Genomic DNA, 14,934 nt, shown 5'->3' with positions numbered 1-14,934 from the left:
AGCAGGTGGGCACGGGCGTGAAAAAGCTGAAGGGCTCCTTCAGGGCACTGGTGAATGTCCTGAAGGAGCCCTTCAGACCCCCGGTGAGTGAACGATGTGGGGACGCATCGCACGTCCAGGGGTATTTCTAGCGCCAATTCGTTGTTCGGTGTCACGGCGTCGCCACCGAACAACAACGCCGAACAACGAATCCGCGGTGGTCACGGGCACGGCGGCCGGTAATCGAGCCCCGGCAGGTGTTGCTCCCACTCCGCGGGCGTGATCCGCGGGTGGACGGTCGCGCAGATGCGTTCGGCAGCCTGGTCCGGGCTGGTTTCCCACAACCGCACGCTCCCATCGGCGACGGAGCCCGCGAGGGTGTGCCCGTCCGGTGCGAACGTCACCGCGTTGACCCTGTCGACATCGTCGGTCAGGATCGCCGACTCGCGGACGACCCCGGGATCGGAGACATCCCATAGTCGCACGGACCGGTCGTAGCTGCCGGTCGCGAAGGTTTTCTGATCCACGCTGAACGACACCGAGATGACGTTGTCGGTGTGCCCGGCCAGCAGCGCGGCCTCACGAGGAGCCGCCGGATCCGTCACGTCCCAGATCCGCGCGGTGCGGTCGGCGCTGCCGGTGGCGACGCGTTTGCCGTCGGGGCTGTAGGCCACCGAGAACACCGTGTCGGAGTGTCCCTTCAGCACCGAAAGCTGCTTCGGCGCCTTCACGATTGAGATGTCCCACAACCTCGCGGTGTGATCCCAGCCGCCGCTCAGCAGGGTCCGCCCGTCCGGGCCGAACGCGATGGAGTGGACGTCGTCGTCGTGTCCGGTGAGGGTCGCGAGTTCGACGGGGCGCCGGATGTCGGCCACGTCCCACAGTTTCACCGTGTGCCCGGTGCCCGCGGTCGCGAGCGTCCGGCCGTCCGGGCTGAACGCGACCGGGTCGATTTCGTCCTCCGGGCGGTAGAAGACGCCCGCGTCGACCGGCTTGCGCGGATCGGTGACGTCGATCAGCCGCATCGTGTGATCCCAGGCGCCGGCGGCGAGCGCCCGGCCGTCGGGACTGAACGCGAGACCGCAGACGCCTTGGCCGAAGCCGGTGACCTTGCTCAGTTCGCGCGGGTTCCGCTTGTCGGAGACGTCGACCAGGCGCACCGCGCCGTCCTGGCTGCCGGTGGCCAGCAGTTTCCCGTCGGCGCTGAACACCGCCCGGCACGCCGATCTCGACGGCCCGCTGATCGCGGGGCCGGGCAGATCCCACAGCCGCGCCGTCTGGTCGTCGCTCGCGGTCACCAGCGTGCGGCCGTCACGGGAGAACAGCGACCAGACCACGGCGGCGGTGTGCCCGGCGAGCGGCAGTTTCTCGCGGGGCTTCTGCGGATCGGCGACGTCCCACAGTCGCACGTTGCGGTCGAAACCGGTCGTGGCCAGCGTCATCCCGTCGGGACTGAAGGCCACGGACCGCACGATGCTCTTGTGCGCGGCCATCGTCCCCAGCGGCTGCGGCGCCATCGGGTCGGCGATGTTCCACAGGCGCGAGGTCTGGTCCGCGCTCGCGGTGGCGAGCGTCCGGCCGTCCGGGCTGAACGCGGCGGCGTGGACGATGCCGGTGTGCCCGGTCGCCACCCCGAGCGGCCTGGCCTTGAGCGGGTCGGCGACGTCCCACAGCCGCACGGTCTTGTCTGCGCCGGTCGAGGCGAGTGTCCGCCCGTCGGGCGCGTAGGCGAGGCCGTTGACGTTGCCGGTGTGCCCGGGAAGGGTGGCCACGAGCACCGGCTTCGCGAGGTCCCGGACGTCGAACAGGCGGACCGTGCCGTCGCCGTCCGCGGTGGCGAGTACCGCCGCCACCGGGCTGTACGCGACCGCGTTGACCCGGCTCGGATGTTCCCCGACCACCACACCCGGTCCCGGTTTCGCCGGATCGGTGACGTTCCACAGGCGCGCGGTCTTGTCCCAGCCCGCCGTCGCGACGGCGCCGCCGTCACCACTGAACGCCACCGAGTTGACGTTGGCGGTGTGCCCGGACAGCGTGGCCAGTTCGACCGGACGGTGGGGGTCCTTGACCGACCACAGCTTGGCCGTCTGGTCCCAGCTCCCGGTCACCAGCACCTGACCGTCACCGCGCAGGGCGGCGGAGTTGACCCGGTTGCCATGCCCGGCGACGCGGGTCGAGTACGGCGACTCGAGCATCCCGAGCACGCTGCCGCGGGTGTCCACGCTCGGATCGACGCGGTACGCCGCCAGCGCGAGCTGGGCGGCCAGCGCCGGATTCGTCGCGCGCATCGCGAGGGCCTGTCCGGCGACCTTCTGCGCGAGCGCGCTGTTGCGCTGGCTGGTCGCGGTCTGCTCGGCACGGACGGCGTAGACCATCGCGGCCGTCGCGAGCACCAGCAGCACGGCCAGTAGCGCGACCAGCTGGCGCAGTCGCCGGGTGCGGCGCCGCGCGATGGCCTGCTCGTGGTTCTCGATGGCCTCACTCGCGTCGAGGAACCGGCGTTCACGCTGGGAGAGAGCGCTTTCGTGCTCGCCTGCCCATTCCATGGCGATGGCCAGCCGCGCGCCGCGGTAGAGCCAGCCCTCGTCGCGGCCGACCGATTCCCAGGCGTCGGTGGCCTCGGTGAGCTGGCGGTGCACGCGCAGGCCCTCGCGATCCTCGGCGAGCCACTCGCGCAGGCGCGGCCAGCCGCGGATCAGCGCCTCGTGCGCGATCTCGATGCCGTTGTCGTCGAGGGTGACCAGCCGCGACGATGCCAGCCTGTCCAGCACGACGGCGACATCCGGATCGTCGGCGTCCACCTCGTCGCGGGTGATGCGGCGCTTGGTGTCCTCGGTGCCTTCGCCGAGCGCGGTCATCCGCAGGAAGATCTGGTTCGCGAGCCGCTGCTGACGTTCGCTCAGCGCGGTGAACGTGTGCTCGGAGGTCTGCGCGACCGAGCGTTCGATGCCGCCGGTGGATTCGTAGCCGGCGAGGGTGAGGGTGTTGCCCTGACGGCGGCGCCAGGTCTCCAGCAGGGCGTGCGAGAGCAGCGGCAGCACGCCGGGTTGCCCGGTCGCGTCGGCGACGAGGCGGGAGACCAGTGCGTTCTCGACCCGGTATCCCGCGTCGATCGCCGGCCGCGAGATGGCCTGCCGAAGCTCCTCGGTGCTCATCGGGCCGACGAGGATCTGCGCGTCCTGCATGGCCTCGACCAGCTCGGGATGCCGCGCGCAGTGCGTGTAGAAGTCGGTGCGGATGCCGAGGACGACCCTGGTCCGGCTCTCCGGCTCCGTCGTCGCCATGGCGAGCGCGGACAGGAAGGCCGCCCGCTCCTCGGCGTCCTGGCAGAGCGTGAAGACCTCTTCGAACTGGTCGACGACCAGCACGACGTCGCCATCGCGGTCGGCGACCAGCTGGCGGGCGGCGAGACCGAGGTTGCGCGGATGCTCCGTGAACTCGGTGAGCAGGCCGCCGGGCGCGAGTCCGAGCGCGGCGCCGAACTGGACGGCGCACTCCTGCAGCGGACGCGAACCGGGGGTCATCAGCAGCGTGACCGAGTTCTCGGCGACGGCGGGCAGCAGACCCGCCCGGAGCAAAGACGACTTACCGGAACCGGATGCTCCCAGAACCGCGAGAAATCGTTGCCTCGATAGCCGGGTGACGAGTTTTTCGACAAGTCGTTCGCGACCGAAGAATCGGCTCGCGTCGGCGGGCCCGAATGCGGTCAAGCCGATATAAGGGGCCGATTCCCCATTGACCGGGGCAACCGGTGAATCGCTGACTCCACGGCGCGTCCGCTCGGTCACGTCGTGCCATCGAGCCTCCCACTCCGCCTCGGAGCCCTCGCAGGCCCGGACGTAGGCCAAGGTCACCGCCAAGCTGGGCATCTTCTTCCCACCGGCGGCTTCGGACAGGGTGCCCGCCGAGTAGTGGGCGCGCCTGCCCAGCTCGCGGTACGTCGGGTTTCCGGCTTTCTCCCGCAGCCGCCGGAGATCGGCGGCGAACTCCAGCAACGGATCGTCCCCGGGGTCCAAAGGTCGCTCCGGACGCGGCACCCTTAATCCTTTCTTTTCAGTGGTTTTCCCACAGCCGTATAAGGGGCAACCGTACCGTGGAAACGGTGGAAGTCCGCCGGGTACCGGTTCCCTCGCGTCGGTTAATTTCGATCGCTTGACAGGTGTCCGGAGTCACGGGAAGGGATCGGGGGCCGGACGCGTTGTACCGGTGCGTGACCTCCTTGCCTGACATCCCGCTGTCCGTACTCGACCTCTCGCCCGTCGTGGCCGGGGGCGGCGTTGGCGAATCGCTGCGCAACACCCTCGATCTCGCCCGCCGGACCGAGGCGCTCGGCTACCACCGCTACTGGCTCGCCGAGCACCACAACATGCCCGGTATCGCGAGTTCCGCGACCGCCGTGATGATCGGCCAGGTCGCGGCCGCCACCGAACGCATCCGGGTCGGCTCCGGCGGGGTCATGCTGCCGAACCACGCGCCGCTGGTGGTGGCCGAGCAGTTCGGCACCCTGGAGGCGTTCCACCCCGGCCGGATCGACCTCGGCATCGGCCGCGCGCCCGGCACCGACCAGCGGACCGCGCTGGCGCTGCGCGGCCCCGGCGGGCTCACCGCGGAGAACTTCCCGCAGCAGTTCGCGGAACTGCTCGGCTACTTCGAGCACTCCGACCAGCGCGCGGTCAACGCCGTGACCGCCGAGGGCAACAAGCCGCCGGTGTGGCTGCTCGGGTCGAGCGGCTTCAGCGCGCGGATGGCGGGCGAACTGGGCCTGCCGTTCTCGTTCGCGCACCACTTCAGCGCCGAGAACACGCTTCCCGCCGTGGCGCTCTACCGTGACTCGTTCAAACCGTCGGACGTCCTGGACGAGCCGTACGTGATGCTGGGCGTGTCCGTGGTGGCCGCCGAGACCGACGAGCGGGCCCAGTACCTGGCAGGCCCCAGCGGACTGACGTTCCTCAGCCTCCGGAAGGGCCGCCCCATCCCACTGCCGACGCCGGAGGAGGCCGCGGCGTACCCGTACACCGACATAGAGCGCGTGTTCATCGAGGACCGGGCTTCGAGCAGCATCATCGGGTCGCCCGAGACGGTCCACAAGGGACTCGAGACGCTGCTGGCCGACACTGCCGCGAACGAGCTGATGATCACGACCATGGTGCACGACCAGGCGGACCGGGTGCGGTCGTACGAACTGGTGGCCGAGCTGGCCCGGTGACCCTGCCTCCCTCGCGCCACGAACGGGGCTGAAGGGCGCTTTCCCCGCATCTCATGCGAGGAAAGCGCCCTTCGCCGCGTCTAATGAGAGGAAAGGCCCCTTCAGCTCCGCGCGACCACCCCGAGTGACACCGCCGGGCGCGCCACGAACGGCCCAGCGCGCCACCGAGCACGAAAGAACCGACAACATCCCCGCCCGCCTTTGTCAAAAAAGAACAAGAATTCACCGGTTACCAGGACGTGATGTCTTGATCACACCGAAGTTCTTGTCACCAAGCAGGCACGTGATTAGCGTACCGACCAGTAGGAAACCGCACGGTAACACCCCGTTGACCCTATTCAACGATTCCGTTCCGCCATTCGGAGCAAAGGAATTGCGCAACCTGGGGTGTATTCGCCGTGCCCGGAAAACTGGAGGGTCGGCGTGGGCGTCCGTACTGACGCACCCTCATTTCCCGGTGCGGGCGCGCTCCGGGAGACCGGCAGGCTCTACTCACTCGGCCTCGACGTCGTCCGCCTGTCTTTCCGGCGGCCGTTCCAGGCCCGCGAACTGATCCAGCAGTTCTGGTTCATCGCGAGTGTTTCGATCCTGCCGACGGCGCTGGTCGCGATCCCGTTCGGCGCGGTGATCGCGCTGCACATCGGGTCGCTGACCGCGCAGATCGGCGCGCAGTCCTTCACCGGCGCGGCCAGCGTGCTCGCGATCATCCAGCAGGCCAGCCCGATCGTGACCGCGTTGCTGATCGCGGGTGCGGGCGGGTCGGCGATGTGCGCGGACCTCGGTTCCCGCACGATCCGCGAGGAGATCGACGCGATGGAGGTGCTCGGGGTCTCCCCGATCCAGCGCCTGATCGTGCCGAGGGTGCTCGCCGCGATGGGGGTCGCCGCATTCCTCAATGGAATGGTCAGCGTGGTCGGCGTCCTCGGCGGTTATTTTTTCAACGTCATCATGCAGAACGGGACACCGGGTGCGTATCTGGCCAGTTTCTCCGCGCTCGCGCAACTGCCCGACCTCTGGATCAGCGAGCTCAAGGCGGTCATCTTCGGTTTCGTCGCCGCGATCGTCGCGTCTTATCGCGGGCTCAATCCGAAAGGCGGCCCGAAAGGCGTCGGTGACGCGGTGAACCAATCCGTGGTGATCACGTTCCTGCTCCTGTTCCTGTTGAACCTGGTGCTGACGACGCTTTACCTGCAGCTCGTCCCGGCGAAGGGCAGCTGATGGTCACGACGACTTCACCCACCCGCGCGGCACGCGTCCGCGAGGCCGTGGACCGCAGGTTCGGTTTCCTGGACACGCTCGGCGACCAGATCCTCTTCTTCCTCAAGGCACTCGCCTGGGTGCCGCGCGCGGTGCGCCGCTACCTCCGCGAGATCACCCGTCTGCTGGCCGAGGTCAGCTTCGGCAGCGGAGCGCTCGCGGTCATCGGCGGCACGATCGGCGTGATGATCGGGATGACCGTGTTCACCGGCACGGTCGTCGGGCTCCAGGGGTACTCGGCGCTCAACCAGGTCGGCACGTCGGCGTTCGCCGGATTCGTTTCCGCGTACTTCAACACCCGCGAGATCGCGCCGCTCGTCGCCGGTCTCGCGCTTTCCGCCACCGTGGGCTGCGGCTTCACCGCGCAGCTGGGCGCGATGCGGATCTCCGAGGAGATCGACGCGCTCGAAGTGATGGGCATCCCCAGCGTCCCGTACCTGGTGACCACCCGGATCATCGCCGGTTTCCTCGCCGTCATCCCGCTGTACGCGATCGGCCTGCTGACCTCGTATCTCGCGTCACGCCAGATCACCGTCTGGTTCTACGGCCAGTCCGCGGGCACCTACGACCACTACTTCCTGCTGTTCCTGCCACCGGGTGACGTGCTCTGGTCGTTCGGCAAGGTGCTGGTGTTCAGCGTCGTGATCGTGCTCGCCCACTGCTATTACGGCTTCCGCGCGAGCGGCGGCCCGGCGGGGGTGGGGGTCGCCGTCGGCCGCGGCGTGCGGACCGCGATCGTGGCGGTCAGCGTGCTGGACTTCTTCCTCAGCCTCGCGATCTGGGGCGCGACGACGACGGTGCAGGTGGCCGGATGAGCGAGCCTGCGAGCGAATCATCAACACAGTGCCCGCTCATGCGACGCGAAGTGACCCCGTACGAGGAGGAGGCATGAGCCGGCGCGGGCTGCGCAAGGCCGGGGTCAGGACAGCCGGGGTGCTGTTCCTGGTGGTGATGTCCGCCCTCGTGCTGCTGTCGATCAAGATCTATCAAAAGGACTTCGTCGAGTCGGTCCCGGTGACCTTGCAGGCGGACCGCGTCGGCAACCAGTTGCGCACCGGCGGGCAGGTCAAGGCGCGCGGCGTGGTGGTCGGCGAGATCCGCGGCGTCCGCGCGACGCCGGGCGGCGCGGAGATCGACCTGGCCATGGAGCCCGGCAAGGTGTCCCAGCTGCCGAAGAACGTGTCCGCGCTGCTCGTGCCGAAGACCCTCTTCGGCGAACGGTACGTGCAACTGTCCATTCCGGACGGTTCGAAGGCGCAGCCGCTCGCCTCCGGTGACGTGATCACGCAGGACCGCTCGGCCAACGCGATCGAACTGGAGCGCGTCTTCGACAACCTGTTGCCGCTGCTCAAAGCGGTGCAGCCGCAGAAGCTCGCCACCACCTTGACCACGGTAGCCACCGCGCTGGAAGGCCGCGGCGACCAGATCGGCGACACCTTGGCCACCGCGGCCGGCTATCTCCAGAAGTTCAACCCGAACCTCCCGACGTTGAACGAGAACATCCGCGACCTCGCGACGGTTTCCCAGCTGTACGGCGACATCGCGCCGGATCTGCTCGACGCGCTGAGCGCCTCGGCGGTCACCCTCGACACCGTCCAGGAGAAACGAGCCGAACTGGCGACCGTGTACCAGCAGGTGACGTCGTCTTCGCAGCACGTCACGACGTTCCTCGCCAACAACCGTGCCAACATCATCGCGCTCGCGGTCGACAGCCGGGCACCGCTGGAGATCGGCGCGAAGTATTCGCCGAGTTTCGCCTGCACACTGGACGCGCTGGCCAAGCTGAAGCCGCAGATGGACAAGGTACTGGGCGCGGGCACCGACGAACCCGGGCTGCACGCGGAGATCACCATCAGCCAGCCGCGCGGGAAATACGTCCCCGGCAAGGACGACCCGGTCTACAACGCCACCGGCGAACCACGCTGCTATCCCTCGAACGGCCTGATGGGACAAGGAATCGAAGCAGGTGGTTCCGTTTCGACGCCTGGAGTGCAAGGCGACCTCGGCCTCGCGAACTCGCCACAGGAACGGCAACTGATCTCCACCCTGGTCGCGCCGTCGGTCGGTGTCCCGGCCGATCAGGTCCCCGCCTGGGGCAGCGTGCTCGTCGGGCCGCTCTACCGGGGCACGGAGGTGACGCTGCGATGAGGAACTTCGTGAGCCCGCTGATCAAGGGGCTGATCTTCGTCGTCGTCACGACACTGGCCACGGTGCTGCTGGCGGTGTCCATCACGAACACGGGCCTCGGCGACACCAGGACCTACAGCGCGAAATTCCTCGACGCGACGTCGCTGAACGTCGGGGACGACGTCCGGATCTCCGGGGTGCGGGTCGGCCAGATCGAGGAACTCGAGATCGCCGACCACGCCTACGCGCGCGTCAAGTTCTCCCTCGACTCCCAGCGCAGGCTGCCCGCCGACGTGAACGCCGTCATCAAGTACCGCAACATGGTCGGCCAGCGCTACATCGCACTCGAACGCGGCAAGGGCACAGGCGGGCTGCTGGAGCCCGGAGCCGAGATCCCGCTGGAGCGCACCACGCCCGCGCTGGACCTCACGGAGTTGTTCAACGGCTTCAAACCGCTGTTCCAGGCGTTGTCGCCCAAGGACGTCAACCAGCTCTCCGGCGAGATCGTCCAGGTGCTCCAAGGCGAGGGCGGCACCGTGGAAAGCCTGCTGGCGCACACGGGTTCGCTGACCACCACACTCGCGGGCCGCGACAAGGTGATCGGTGACGTGATCACGAACCTGAACACGGTGCTGAAGACCATCAACGGCAAAGGCGACGCACTGGCCACCCTGGTCTCCACGCTCCGGGAGCTGGTCTCCGGGCTGGCCGGTGACCGCGCCGAGATCGGGGAAGCGGTCTCCGGCCTCGCCGAACTCACCACCGCCACGGCCGGGCTGCTCGAACAGGGCCGACAGCCGCTCAAGGACAGCATCAACGGCCTCGGCCTGCTCTCGGGGCAGCTCGTGAAGGGCAAGGACGACGTCGAGCAGTCCCTCACCGTGCTCCCGAAGAAATTGAACGAACTGGGGCGGATCAGCTCCTACGGATCCTGGATGAACTTCTATCTGTGCTCGGCCGTGCTCCGGAGCACCCCTCCCCGCGGGGTACCGGCGACGGCGGAGAGGTGCACCTCGTGAAACCCTTCAAGGAACGGAACCCGATCGTCGTCGGTCTCGTCGGCAGCGCCGTCGCGGCCGGGCTGCTGGTCGCGACGTTGAACTACGAGAACCTCCCGATCATCGGCGCCGGGACCACCTTCCAGGCGGAATTCTCCGAAGCGGCCGGCTTGCAGGCCGACGACGAGGTCCGTATCGCCGGGATCAAGGTCGGCGAGGTGAGCGCCGTCGAGCTGGCCGAAGACCACGTCCTGGTCAGCTTCCGGGTCAAGGACGCGTGGGTCGGCGACAAGACCGCCGCCGAGATCAAGATCAAGACCTTGCTGGGCCGGAAGTTCCTCGCCTTACGCCCCACCGGTGAGACGGTGCAGAACCCGAAGCAGGTCATCCCGCGCACCCGGACCGTGACCCCCTACGACGTCACCGAGGCGTTCAACGGACTGGCCGACACCGCGGGCGCGATCGACACCGGCCGGCTCGCGGAAAGCTTCACCACGCTCAGCGACACGTTCAAGAACTCGCCGGAGCACATCCGGAAGGCACTCGACGGGCTGACGTCGCTGTCGAAGACCGTGTCGTCGCGGGACAACGAGCTCGCCGGCCTGCTGTCCAACGCACACGGCCTCACCACGACGCTCGCGAACTCGAACGACGACTTCGCCAAGCTCCTCGCGGACGGCAATCTCCTGCTGACCGAATTGGACAACCGGCGGCAGGCGATCCACGACCTGCTGACCGGCTCGCAAGAGCTCGCCACCCAGCTTTCCGGACTGGTGGCGGACAACAAGGACCAGCTCGGCGGCGCGCTCAGCCAGCTCGGAGAGGTGACCGACATCCTGCAGCGGCAGAACGACAATCTCGCCAAGAGTCTCGACCTCGCCGGGCCGTACTTCCGCGTGGTGAACAACTCGCTCGGCAACGGACGCTGGGTGGACAGCTACCTGTGCGGGCTCGTCCCGGAGAACCGGGACCCGTGCACCCCGAAGCTGCCGGGAGGTGGCCGATGATCAGCAGGTTCGTCACGCTGGCCCTCGTGCTGGCCCTGGTCGTCGTCGGCGGCCTCTGGTGGATCTTCTCCGGCAGCGGGCTCGACCGCGTCACCGTGTACTTCTCCCGCGCGGTCGGTGTCTACAGTGGATCGGACGTCCGGGTGCTCGGCGTCCGGGTCGGCCAGGTCGAATCGGTGACGCCGGAAGGGGAACAGGTCAAGGTCGTCCTGACGGTCGAGGGATCGACACCGATCGCGGCCGACTCCGGCGTCCTGGTCGTCGCGCCGAGTGTGGTGGCCGACCGGTACGTCCAGTTCACCAAACTCACCCGCACGGGGAACCGGCTGGACGACGGCGCGGTGATCCCGGTCGAGCGCACCGGTACGCCGGTGGAACTCGACCAGCTCTACTCCAGCCTCGACGCCCTCGCCAAGGCACTCGGTCCCAAGGGCGCGAACGCCGACGGCGCGCTTTCGGAGCTGCTGCGCACCGGCGCGAAGAACCTGCAGGGCAACGGCAAGCCGTTCAACGAATCCGTGCGCAACTTCGCCGATCTCGCCAGAACGCTGTCCGGGAACTCGGAGAGCCTGTTCGCCACCGTCGACGAACTGCAGCGGTTCACCTCGATGCTGGCGACCAACGACCGGAACGTCAGCGAGATCAACCGGCAGCTGGCCTCGGTGACCGGCACGCTGGCCCAGAACAAGGACGAACTCGCCAAGGCGCTCACCGGTCTCGGGAGCGCACTGGCCGAGATCCAGCAGTTCATCCGCGACAACCGCGCCCTGATCAAGTCCAATGTGGACAAGCTCGCGGTGACGACCGGGACGCTGGTCGACAAACGCGCCGCGCTGGCCGAAACCCTCGACACGATCCCGCTGGCGGTGACGAACGTGCTCGAAGCCGTCGACCCGAAGACCGGGAAGCTGCAAAGCCGGGGCAACCTGCTCGAATACGCGCCGCTCCCGCTGCCGTCCACCGGTGACACCTACGTCGGGGGGCGCTGATGACCACGAAACGGGCCATCGCCGTGCTCGCCGCCTGCTGCGTCGCGCTCACCGGCTGTTCCTCCGACTTCAAGGGCGTCTACGACCTGCCGCTTCCCGGCGGCGCGGACATCGGCGACCATCCGTACCGGGTGACCGTGCGGTTCGCCGACGTCCTCGACCTGGTCCCCCAGGCCGCGGTGAAGGTGGGCGACGTCCCGGTCGGCCGGGTCGAGACGATCAAGCTCGGCGAGGACGGCTGGACGGCCGAAACCGTACTGGCGGTCAACGGCGACGTCCTCCTGCCCGCCAACGCCATCGCGCGGCTGCGGCAATCCAGCCTCCTCGGTGAGAAGTTCATCGAACTCGCGCCGAGTGCGGCGAAGGCGGAAGGCAGGCTCGGCGACGGCGCGGTGATCCCCGTCGCGAGCACGAACCGCAACCCCGAGTTCGAAGAGATCTTCGGCGCGCTTTCCCTGCTGCTCAACGGCGGCGGGATCGGCCAGCTGCAGACCATCAACCGCGAGCTGTCGAAGGTGATGGACGGCAACGAGGAGGAGATCCGCTCGTTCCTGTCCACTGTGGAGCAACTGGTGTCCAACCTGGACTCGCACCGCTCCGACATCACCTCGGCACTCGACGGGCTCAACCGGCTGTCCGCGACGCTGGCCAACCGGAAGACGCAGGTCGAGGGCGCCCTCACCGACCTCACCCCCGGCCTCAAGAGCCTGTCGGAACAGCGCACCCAGCTGGTTTCGATGCTGCAGTCGCTCGACCGGCTTTCCGGCGTCGGCGTCGACGTGATCAAGAAGAGCCGGGACGACCTCGTCGCGGATCTGACCGCGCTCGCGCCGATCCTCAAGCGGCTGGCCGACGCGGGCCAGAGCCTGCCGCGGTCGCTGGAGATCCTGCCGACGTTCCCGTTCACCGACGCGGTCCTCGACGGGATCAAGGGTGACTACCTGAACGTCTACGCGTCGATGATCCCCGCGCCGGGCGTCGAACTCCCGCCGCCCGGTGAAGGTGTCCCGCCTGGACTCCCGACCCTGCCGCTACCGCCCACCGGAGGTAGCTGATGCTCACCATCCGTGTCCGGATCCAGGTGCTCGCCTTCGTCATCATCGCGCTCGCGACGACGGCGTTCGTCGGGGCCAGCTACGCGGGGCTCGACCGGCTTTTCGGGGCGAGCGGGTACACCGTGAGGCTCGCGCTGACCGACGGCGGCGGGCTGTTCACCAACGGCGAGGTGACCTACCGCGGCGTCGCCGTCGGCCGGGTCGGCGACCTGCGGCTCACCGAAGGCGGGATGGAGGCGGATCTGCTGATCGACGACGACGCGCCGCCGATCCCGGCGAACTCACGCGCCGTCGTGGCGAACCGGTCCGCGGTCGGCGAGCAGTTCGTCGACCTGCAGCCGCGGACCGGGGACGGGCCGTTCCTCACCGACGGTTCGGTCATCCCCCGGGAGGCGACGGCCGTCCCGCTTCCGGTGCAGCATCTGCTGACCGACCTGAACTCACTGACCGCGTCCGTGCCGACCGAGGATCTGCGGATCGTCGTCGACGAACTCGACAACGCCCTGCGCGGTTCCGGCGCGAACCTCCAGGTGCTGCTGGACTCCACCACCGACTTCACCAAGCAGGCCGCGAACCACCTGCCGCAGACGGAGAAACTGCTCACCGACGGCTCGACCGTGCTGAAGACCCAGGTCGACTCGTCGCAGGCGTGGCGGCGGTTCAGCGACAACGCCAAGCAGTTCGCCGAGCAGCTGTCCCGTTCGGACGGTGACCTCCGCAAGCTGATCGCGACCGCCCCTGACGCGGCGACGCAACTCTCGGGGCTGCTGCGGGACAACGAGCCGGGACTGCCGATCCTGCTGGCGAACCTGCTCACCACCTCGCACGTGTTCTCCGCGCGGACCGACGGTCTCCGGCAGCTGCTGATCAACACCCCGAAGGCGGTCTCCGCGGTCGACACGGCGATCGACGAGACCGGGAAGATCGGCCTGGTACTGACCTTCTTCGACCCGATGCCGTGCACGAAGGGCTACGGCGGCACGCAGATCCGCAGCAGCCGGGAACTTTCGGCGCTGCCGTTCAACACCGGTGCCTCGTGCACGCTCGAAAAGGGCAACCCGAGTTCGGTCCGCGGCTCGCAGAACGCGCCGAAGGGCGGCGTACCGCCCGCCGCCGTCCCCGGCGGATTCGGCGCCGACGGCCAGCCGACGTCCACCAGCCTCGAGGAGATGTTGTGGCTGCGCAACTGAAGATCGCGATCGCCGTGCTCGCCGCGGCCTGCGCGTTCACCGGATGGGCCGGGTACACCTGGTTCACCGCGAAAGGGTCCGAGGCCGTGACCTACGGGAGCTCGCGGGACGACGCGCTGAAGACCGGCCGTGAACTGGTCGCCCGGCTGACCAGCCTCGACCACCACCGCGTCGACCAGGGCATCGCCGACTGGCTCGCCGCGTCGACCGGTCCGCTGCGCGATCAGCTGGGCAAGACCGACGACGCGACGAAGCAGACGCTGGCCAAGGACGCGACGGTGTCGACCGGCAAGGTGCTCGACGCGGCGATCAGCGAACTGGACGACCACGCGGGAACGGCCAAGATGCTGGCTTCGGTGGAGATCACCATGGCGAAGGAGGGCGCGGCGCCGACGACGAAGCGCAACCGGTTCGCCGCCGGGCTGACCAGGACCGGCGAAGGCTGGAAGATCAGCGCGCTCGACCAGCTCCCGGTGGGTGCGCGATGACCGCCACCGCCGACACCGACGCCGAACCCACCGCCGAGGCAGAGGCCGAGGCAGAGACCGAGACCGAAGCCGTCACGGACGAGGTCACCGAAACGCCGGGCCGACGGCCGAAGCTGCCGCTGATCCTGCTGGTCGCGGCGGTCGTGATCGCGGCGGCCGGGGTGTGGTTCACCCTGGAGGCGAAGTCGATCTCGGCGACGCCGTCGGCGGCCAACACCGCGCTCACCGACGTCGGCGCGACGGCCGAGGTGAACTCGGCGGTGACGGTGGCGCTCGACAAGATCTTCTCCTATTCCTACGACCGGACCGATGTCACCGAAAAGGCGGCCGCCTCGGCGCTGAGAGGTAAGGCGCTGGAGTCCTACAACCAGTTGTTCACCCAGGTCAGGGAAAAGGCTCCGGCGCAGAAACTCGTCCTCACGACCCGCGTCTCGTCTTCAGCGGTCCAGGAACTCGGCGGCGGCAAAGCGCGGCTGCTGGTATTCCTCGATCAAGCGGCGACGAGAGCCGACAACAATTCGTCGTCAACGGCCGCCGCGCAGCTTTCGGTCACCGCCGAACGTGAAGGCGAAAACTGGGTCATCACCGAGCTCGTCCCCCGGTGACAAACCGGTCGATCCCCCTTTCGTCCGCGTTAT

The 14,934-nt window shown here is 68.4% G+C and carries 12 protein-coding genes; 11 read left to right on the top strand and 1 reads right to left on the bottom strand.

Going from position 1 to position 14,934, the window contains the following annotated elements; all coding sequences use genetic code 11:
* Positions 1-200: 200 nt before the first annotated feature.
* Entirely contained in the window at positions 201-4,016 is a 3,816-nt protein-coding gene (locus ACZ5ZX_RS09540; RefSeq protein ID WP_465501534.1) for an nSTAND1 domain-containing NTPase, read from the bottom strand.
* A gap of 173 nt (positions 4,017-4,189) precedes the next feature.
* Between ACZ5ZX_RS09540 and ACZ5ZX_RS09535 the strand changes: the two genes are divergently transcribed.
* The 11 genes from ACZ5ZX_RS09535 to ACZ5ZX_RS09485 all read left to right on the top strand — a co-directional run bounded on the left by ACZ5ZX_RS09535 (position 4,190) and on the right by ACZ5ZX_RS09485 (position 14,901).
* The gene (locus ACZ5ZX_RS09535; protein WP_465501533.1) at positions 4,190-5,185 is read left to right on the top strand and encodes an LLM class flavin-dependent oxidoreductase; all 996 of its coding nucleotides are present in this window, start codon (positions 4,190-4,192) and stop codon (positions 5,183-5,185) included.
* Positions 5,186-5,608: 423 nt separating this feature from the next.
* Positions 5,609-6,403: an MlaE family ABC transporter permease gene (locus ACZ5ZX_RS09530; protein ID WP_465501532.1), complete on the top strand. Its 795-nt coding sequence runs from the start codon at positions 5,609-5,611 to the stop codon at positions 6,401-6,403.
* Positions 6,403-7,257: an MlaE family ABC transporter permease gene (locus tag ACZ5ZX_RS09525; RefSeq protein ID WP_465501531.1), complete on the top strand. Its 855-nt coding sequence runs from the start codon at positions 6,403-6,405 to the stop codon at positions 7,255-7,257. Before ACZ5ZX_RS09530 ends, ACZ5ZX_RS09525 begins: the two co-directional genes overlap by 1 nt.
* Before the next feature lie 73 nt (positions 7,258-7,330).
* A complete protein-coding gene (locus ACZ5ZX_RS09520; RefSeq protein WP_465501530.1) occupies positions 7,331-8,590 on the top strand; it encodes an MCE family protein in 1,260 nt (419 codons plus the stop codon).
* Entirely contained in the window at positions 8,587-9,588 is a 1,002-nt protein-coding gene (locus ACZ5ZX_RS09515; RefSeq protein ID WP_465501529.1) for an MCE family protein, read from the top strand. The genes ACZ5ZX_RS09520 and ACZ5ZX_RS09515 overlap by 4 nt, the downstream gene beginning before the upstream one ends.
* Positions 9,585-10,574, top strand: a complete 990-nt coding sequence (locus ACZ5ZX_RS09510; protein ID WP_465501528.1) for an MCE family protein — start codon at positions 9,585-9,587, stop codon at positions 10,572-10,574. Before ACZ5ZX_RS09515 ends, ACZ5ZX_RS09510 begins: the two co-directional genes overlap by 4 nt.
* The gene (locus tag ACZ5ZX_RS09505) at positions 10,571-11,563 is read left to right on the top strand and encodes an MCE family protein (protein ID WP_465501527.1); all 993 of its coding nucleotides are present in this window, start codon (positions 10,571-10,573) and stop codon (positions 11,561-11,563) included. The genes ACZ5ZX_RS09510 and ACZ5ZX_RS09505 overlap by 4 nt, the downstream gene beginning before the upstream one ends.
* On the top strand, positions 11,563-12,618 hold the full coding sequence (locus ACZ5ZX_RS09500; RefSeq protein ID WP_465501526.1) for an MCE family protein: 1,056 nt from the start codon (positions 11,563-11,565) through the stop codon (positions 12,616-12,618). Before ACZ5ZX_RS09505 ends, ACZ5ZX_RS09500 begins: the two co-directional genes overlap by 1 nt.
* Positions 12,618-13,808, top strand: a complete 1,191-nt coding sequence (locus ACZ5ZX_RS09495; protein WP_465501525.1) for an MCE family protein — start codon at positions 12,618-12,620, stop codon at positions 13,806-13,808. The genes ACZ5ZX_RS09500 and ACZ5ZX_RS09495 overlap by 1 nt, the downstream gene beginning before the upstream one ends.
* Positions 13,793-14,296 carry a hypothetical protein gene (locus tag ACZ5ZX_RS09490; RefSeq protein ID WP_465501524.1) on the top strand — a complete coding sequence of 168 codons (504 nt, stop codon included), beginning with the start codon at positions 13,793-13,795 and terminating at the stop codon, positions 14,294-14,296. Before ACZ5ZX_RS09495 ends, ACZ5ZX_RS09490 begins: the two co-directional genes overlap by 16 nt.
* On the top strand, positions 14,293-14,901 hold the full coding sequence (locus tag ACZ5ZX_RS09485; protein WP_465501523.1) for a hypothetical protein: 609 nt from the start codon (positions 14,293-14,295) through the stop codon (positions 14,899-14,901). The genes ACZ5ZX_RS09490 and ACZ5ZX_RS09485 overlap by 4 nt, the downstream gene beginning before the upstream one ends.
* Positions 14,902-14,934 lie beyond the last annotated feature (33 nt).

The sequence above is a fragment of the Amycolatopsis sp. NPDC033938 genome (assembly GCF_055575975.1).
The sequence above is the reverse complement of the archived record's forward strand: the minus strand, read 5'-3'. Positions and strand labels throughout refer to the sequence as shown.

Bases quoted from the DNA above. Each gene is read 5' to 3' on its own strand.
- ACZ5ZX_RS09525 (WP_465501531.1), top strand. From the start codon at position 6,403: ATGGTCACGACGACTTCACCCACCCGCGCGGCACGCGTCCGCGAGGCC.
- ACZ5ZX_RS09520 (WP_465501530.1), top strand. From the start codon at position 7,331: ATGAGCCGGCGCGGGCTGCGCAAGGCCGGGGTCAGGACAGCCGGGGTG.
- ACZ5ZX_RS09515 (WP_465501529.1), top strand. From the start codon at position 8,587: ATGAGGAACTTCGTGAGCCCGCTGATCAAGGGGCTGATCTTCGTCGTC.
- ACZ5ZX_RS09505 (WP_465501527.1), top strand. From the start codon at position 10,571: ATGATCAGCAGGTTCGTCACGCTGGCCCTCGTGCTGGCCCTGGTCGTC.
- ACZ5ZX_RS09500 (WP_465501526.1), top strand. From the start codon at position 11,563: ATGACCACGAAACGGGCCATCGCCGTGCTCGCCGCCTGCTGCGTCGCG.
- ACZ5ZX_RS09495 (WP_465501525.1), top strand. From the start codon at position 12,618: ATGCTCACCATCCGTGTCCGGATCCAGGTGCTCGCCTTCGTCATCATC.
- ACZ5ZX_RS09485 (WP_465501523.1), top strand. From the start codon at position 14,293: ATGACCGCCACCGCCGACACCGACGCCGAACCCACCGCCGAGGCAGAG.